The following is a 5,377-nucleotide window of genomic DNA, read 5'->3' on the forward strand; positions in this document are numbered from 1 at the left end:
GAGCCGATGCATCGCGGATCCGCCCGCCAACAGGGTCAGGGGAGCGGTCGGGGACCGGGTGTAGCTCGCGACGGCGCTTTCGAGTCGCGCGGTCTGGGCCAGCACGTCGCGTGCGTGGCGCGCCAGCGTCGTCCCCGCCGGCGTGGGCCGCACGCCCCGTCGTCCGCGGATCAGCAATGCCACGCCGGCGTGGTGCTCCAGCGAACGCACCCTGGCGCTGGCCGAAGGCAGGCTCAGGTGCATCCGGTGAGCGCCCGCCGTGATCGACCCCTCCGTCACGATGTGGAGAAAGAGCCGCAGGTCCTCCAGGTCATAACGCACTGCCCCAGCCTAAGGCTCAGGCTTAGGCTGGGTGCGCTGATCACGCATGGTGGACCCCCTGGTCGCAAGGCGGTGATCGGCAGGTGTCCGAGTTGTTGCCTGCCCTGCTCGCCGGTGTCGCCGCGGGAGCGCTGAACGCCATGGGTGGTGGGGGCACGTTCGTGGCACTGCCCGCTCTCGTGGCGTTCGGCCTGTCACCGGTGACGGCGAACGCGGTCTCACGGGTCGCCCTCGTACCGGGGGCCGTGGCCAGTGCATGGGTTTACCGGGGCGAACTCGCCCCGACCGGGGCGACGTCGACCAATGCACTGACAGCGATCAGTGTGACCGGTGGCGGAGTCGGTGCCGCACTGCTGCTGGCGCTGCCGGCCTCGTCGTTCGACGCCGCGGTGCCGTGGCTGCTCGCCCTGGCCACGGTCGTCCTCGCCTTTGGGCGCCGCATCTCCAGGGTGCTGAGCACCGTGCAGGGGCGCTCGGTCGGCATGAGTTCCCGAGCCGTCCTGATCGGACAGTTCTTCCTCTCCGTGTACGGTGGATACTTCGGCGGTGCCGTAGGCATCATGATGCTGGCCTTGTGGAGCATCGGCCTCGGCCTCGACGCCGCGGACAGCAACCCGATGCGGATCGCGCAGCTCGCAGCCATTTATCTCAGCGCGACTGTGCTGTTCCTCGTCGCCTCCGATTGGCCCGCCGTCTGCCCGCCCGGCTGCTGCGGGGCACCATCCTGAGCACCGCCGTCCTCATGACCGTTCTGTATTTTCTGCGCGGCTGACCACGTGGGGAAGCTGCGATGATCCCCCCGATCGCTGGGAGCCGAGGCTGACCGGCATGGGCGAAGGTGACTGCCCTCGATCTCCGCCGAGAGATCACCGCCCGCGGCTTCCGCGGCCACTGCTCCACCGTCCGCGACCGGATCCGGCGCGATCCGCCCCGGCAGAAAGGCTTCACGCCCGCCCCGCCACCGCCCTCGGTACGGCAGGTGACCGGCTGGCTCACCCGGCACCCCGCGACCCTCACCGAAGAGGAGAAGCCGAACCGCAAAGCCGTGCTCGACCGCTGCCCGGAGTCGGCATCCGCAGCAGAGCCGACCAGCTCGTTCGCGGAAATGCTCACCACCGATCGGCACCCCGGCCCGGCCGGAGGAGCAGTCGACCGGATCAAGATGCTCGAACGGCGGTTGTTCGGCCGCGCCCGCTTCCCACTCCTCCGGAAACGCGTCCTCCTCGCGTGACGCCAAGCGCGGACCCAGAAGTTCTGCGCGTAACGGGGGACGAGGCCGCCGGGGACGGAGGGCGTTGCGGTCCACCGGTTTTACGCGGTCCAGTTGCCCACCGGACGCACCGTCGCCGTGATCTCCGGCGGCAACCTCGGCCGGCTATGCGGCGAGCGTCGCCAGCATCCGCTCGGGTGCGGCGAGGATCGAGAAGTGGCCTTGGCCGGGATGGATGTGAAGGCGTGCGCCCGGTATCGCCGCGGCGAAGCGGCGGGCGTGCTGGAGCGGGACGGTGGTGTCGGCGTCCCCCTGGTGGATCGACGTGGGCACCCTGATCGACTCGAGGCCGAAACCCCAGGGCCGGGTCAGCACGCGCAGATCCTGCCCGACTCCCCGGCTGCCGCGGTGGAACGCTCGCAGGTAGTTGGCCAGGAAGGCCGCGCGCGCGTCCGGCTGGGCGAGGGCACGCCGGTCGCCGGCGGGCATCTCGCTGGTCGCCAGGCGAAGGAACAGCCCTGGTGCCCGGCGCGCCAGCGTGGCCAGGCGGCCCAGAAACCAGCCACCGAAGGCCGGAGCGTGCCGGGCGATCCGCAAGGACGCGCGCTGCCCGGCTGCCATCCCGCGGGTGGGCCAGGCAGGCGGGCCAAGGGGCGCGATGAGCACCAGGCCGCGGACGCGGTCAGGCAGCTCGGACGCGCATGCGGCCGCGAACGCTCCGCCGCCCGAGACGCCGAGCAGCGCCACCGGGCCGACGTCCAACGCGTCCAGGACCAGGGTGGCTTCCGCGACCCAGTCCACGACCCGCGGCAGGCGACGGGCGTCGGTGCCGCCGATACCGGGGCGATCCGGGGAGATGAGGCGCAGCCCGAGCGCGTGGGCCGCGCCCGCGAAGTCGTACACGGCCAGCCGGGAGTCGGCCAACCCGTGGCAGAACAGCACCGCAGGCGCGTCCGGCTCCCCCACCACCTCGACCGCGATCACCCCGCCGTCGGCTCGACACAGCTCCACCCTCATATCGTCTCCCGTGACCTTGACCTGAGAGCTGCCTGAGCGGCTTTCCAGAGGTTCTGCCGGTAGCCCCTGGCTCCCCGACGGTTACGCGCAGGACTTCTGGAAACGCGCTCAGCAGGCGGGTCACCTCCTCGGAACAGAGGGTGAGGGCCGCGCCCACCGTGGTGAGCGCCCGCGCTCGGCGGGGTGCAGGGGCCGTCGGCGATGGCGATGCGGGCGCCGTGCAGAAGGGTCGACTCACGGCCCGCGGCGGCGAGGCGCTGGGCGAGCGGGGCCAGCGCCTCGTACAGCTCGATGGAGAGCCCGGTGGTGCAGGGCCCCCGGTGAACCGGCCGGTGGCGGCGGCCGGCGTCTCGACCGGTTCGGCCAGTTGCCGCTCGGTGCACTCCTCCGTGCCGGCCGCGCGCACCGCCGCCCCCGCTGTCTCCAGGGCGGGCGATCCGGTGCCGCCGACATCCCCACGACGAGGCCAGGGTCTCGTCCCGTTCGGCCGTCTGCGCGAGCAGGGCGCAGCCGGCGCGGTCCGCGTCGGGGGCGAGAGGCCGGACGGTCTCGTCGAAGAACCCGGCGCCGTACGTCTCGGCGAGCCGCTTGTGGTGGGCCGGAGGCGCCGCGCCGAGGGCGCGTCCGTTCCGCGCCCGGTCCACGGCGGGCGGCGGGCAGAGGCGTACGAGGCCGTCGATCGCGGTCACCGGAGGGAGGCTGTCCGACACCGGGGTGAAGGGACTCGGACGTACGAGCCAAGGGTGACGGCGCCCCGTATCGGCCTGTCAGGGCCTCTTTGTGCTGCCAGAATCCCGGCAGGCAACGCGCCGGTGGGGGCGCTGGCGAGGCGGGGGCGGCGAGGCGGGGTGGGCGTGACCGAGCGCGGCACGACCGGTCGTGCCGCTCCGGGTGGGGCGGAACCGGGCATGACGGACCACGGCGTCCCGGGCGGACGCGCGGCGACGGAGGACCGGCCGGGCCGGGAACGGCGGAGCGACGGGCCGGGCGGGCAAGGGCAGGGCGACGGGGCGGCGCGTGCGGTGCCCCGGCACGTGGCGTGCGTGATGGACGGCAACGGCCGGTGGGCGGAGCGGCGTTCACTGCCGCGCACGGCAGGCCACCGGGCCGCCGAGACCACCGTCATCGACATCATCGAGGCGGCCCGGTCCGCCGGCGTCGAGTGGCTCAGCCTGTACGCCTTCTCCACCGAGAACTGGAACCGGCCCGGCGCCGAGGTCGACTACCTGATGTGCCTGGTCCGCCGGGTCGTGCGGAAGCACGCGCCGCTGCTGCTCGCCCGCGGCATCCGCTGCCGCTTCCTCGGGGTCGCCGATCCGCGCATCCCCCGTGAACTGGCCCGGGACTTCGACGACCTGACGACGCTGACCGGCGACAACCGGGGGATGACGCTGACCGTGGCCTTCGACCACGGTGGGCGCCGGGACATCGTCGAGGCCGCCCGGTCGCTGATCCGCAGCGGGACGCCGGCGGACGAGGTGACCGAGCGGCTCTTCGCGGAGCACCTGCCGTTCCCCGACACCCCGGACGTGGACCTCGTCATCCGTACCTCCGGCGAGCAGCGCATCTCCAACTTCATGCTCTGGAAAGTCGCCTACGCCGAGTGGGTCTTCCCCGAGGTGCTCTGGCCGGACTTCCGGGCCCCCGACTTCCTCGCCTGCCTGCACACCTACCGGCGCCGCGACCGCCGCTTCGGCGGCCTACCGCCCCAGACGAACGGAGACCCACGATGATGAGCGGAACGACCGGCGCGACCCGCACGGACACCACGCGACCGGTCGACGGACCGCCCCTGTTCGGGCCGGATTCGCAGTTCCACGCGCTCTTCGACGACCCGCGCTGGGCGCTCGCCATGGTCCGCGCGACCGTGCTGGAGGCGGCCCACCCGCAGATCGGCGCCGCCCTCGTCGACAACTCCACCTTCGTCGCCCACCCCTGGCGCCGGCTCCGCAACACCTTCCTCAGCATGCGGCGCATGTTCGGCGCCGACCCCGCGGCACGCGAGCGGGAGGCCGCCCGGCTCAACCGGCTGCACGCCCGCATGAGCGGCTCCGACTCCCGAGGCCGGGCCTATGACGCGATGGACCGCGCGACCCGCGCCTGGGTGGTCGCCACCCTCTTCGAGAGCGCCGTCACCATGTGCCGGCTGAGCGGCCAGCCGCTCGACCAGGGCACGATGGAGCGAATGTACGCCGAGTACCGCGCGTTCCTGGCCGCCCTCGACGGTGACGCCGGAGAACTCCCCGAAGACCTCCACGACTTCTGGCGGTACTTCGACCGGGTCGTCGAGAACGAGTTGGAGAACACCGAGGCGGCCCGCGTCATCCTCTACCGGCTCTTCGACCACTTGCCCGCCCCGGCGCTGCTCGACGGCGCGCCGACGCTGTGGGCGGCGGGCCGGGCCGTCGCCGGACCGCTCCTCGGCGCGATCACCGTCGCCTCGCTCCCCGAGCCGTACCGGCGCCGGGCCGGCCTGCCGGAGATGCCCGGCGCCCAGACTCTCATGCAGGGCGCCTACCTCGCCGCCGGATTGGCCCGCTTCCTGCCCGAGGGCTGGCTCAACGCCGAGAGTGTCATCGAACTCCTCTCGCTCTCGCCCGGGAGCGACGACCCCCGCTCCCGGACCGTGGCCGCCCTGCGCGGCCGCATGAAACGGGCATCGGCCCTGCTCCGCCTGCTCACCCCGCTGGGCGGTGACCCCGCTCCGGACCCGGCGTCCGCGGCGGGCACGGGGGAGGGCCGGCGCTCGGCGGAGGAGTTCTTCCGCCAGGTGCTGGACCAGACCGGCGACGGCCATCTCGACTGGCCGGACCTCGCCGCCATGGCCCG

Annotated in this window: 4 protein-coding genes and 3 pseudogenes; 4 read left to right on the forward strand and 3 right to left on the reverse strand. The window is 73.1% G+C overall.

From position 1 onward, the window contains the following. The coding region (locus RH94_RS45935) for a LysR family transcriptional regulator (RefSeq protein ID WP_234426342.1) at positions 1 to 321 on the reverse strand (321 nt) is incomplete at its 3' end. A gap of 140 nt (positions 322 to 461) precedes the next feature. Between RH94_RS45935 and RH94_RS37635 the strand changes: the two are divergent. Next, positions 462 to 1,093, forward strand: a pseudogene (locus RH94_RS37635) (TSUP family transporter). A gap of 66 nt (positions 1,094 to 1,159) precedes the next feature. Beyond that, complete coding sequence (locus RH94_RS37640) at positions 1,160 to 1,552, forward strand: hypothetical protein (protein ID WP_073952789.1); 393 nt, start codon at positions 1,160 to 1,162, stop codon at positions 1,550 to 1,552. A gap of 144 nt (positions 1,553 to 1,696) precedes the next feature. Here the strand turns inward: RH94_RS37640 and RH94_RS37645 are convergent, their stop codons facing one another. Beyond that, complete coding sequence (locus RH94_RS37645) at positions 1,697 to 2,542, reverse strand: alpha/beta fold hydrolase (RefSeq protein ID WP_158073133.1); 846 nt, start codon at positions 2,540 to 2,542, stop codon at positions 1,697 to 1,699. Between the two features lie 109 nt (positions 2,543 to 2,651). Beyond that, positions 2,652 to 2,996 (reverse strand): annotated as a pseudogene (locus RH94_RS45940) (TerB family tellurite resistance protein); the annotation flags it as partial. Positions 2,997 to 3,594: 598 nt separating this feature from the next. On the opposite strand from RH94_RS45940, the gene uppS reads away from it, so the two are divergent. Together uppS and RH94_RS37655 are read left to right on the forward strand one after the other, a co-directional pair. Further along, positions 3,595 to 4,281 (forward strand): polyprenyl diphosphate synthase, encoded by a 687-nt coding sequence (uppS, locus tag RH94_RS37650; RefSeq protein ID WP_234426348.1) that lies wholly within the window; start codon positions 3,595 to 3,597, stop codon positions 4,279 to 4,281. Further along, positions 4,281 to 5,377 (forward strand): annotated as a pseudogene (locus RH94_RS37655) (oxygenase MpaB family protein); the annotation flags it as partial. The gene uppS and the pseudogene RH94_RS37655, both read left to right, overlap by 1 nt.

This window comes from Streptomyces kebangsaanensis (genome assembly GCF_001906585.1).
Classification (GTDB): domain Bacteria; phylum Actinomycetota; class Actinomycetes; order Streptomycetales; family Streptomycetaceae; genus Streptomyces; species Streptomyces kebangsaanensis.

Bases quoted from the DNA above. Each gene is read 5' to 3' on its own strand.
- uppS (WP_234426348.1), top strand. From the start codon at position 3,595: ATGGACGGCAACGGCCGGTGGGCGGAGCGGCGTTCACTGCCGCGCACG.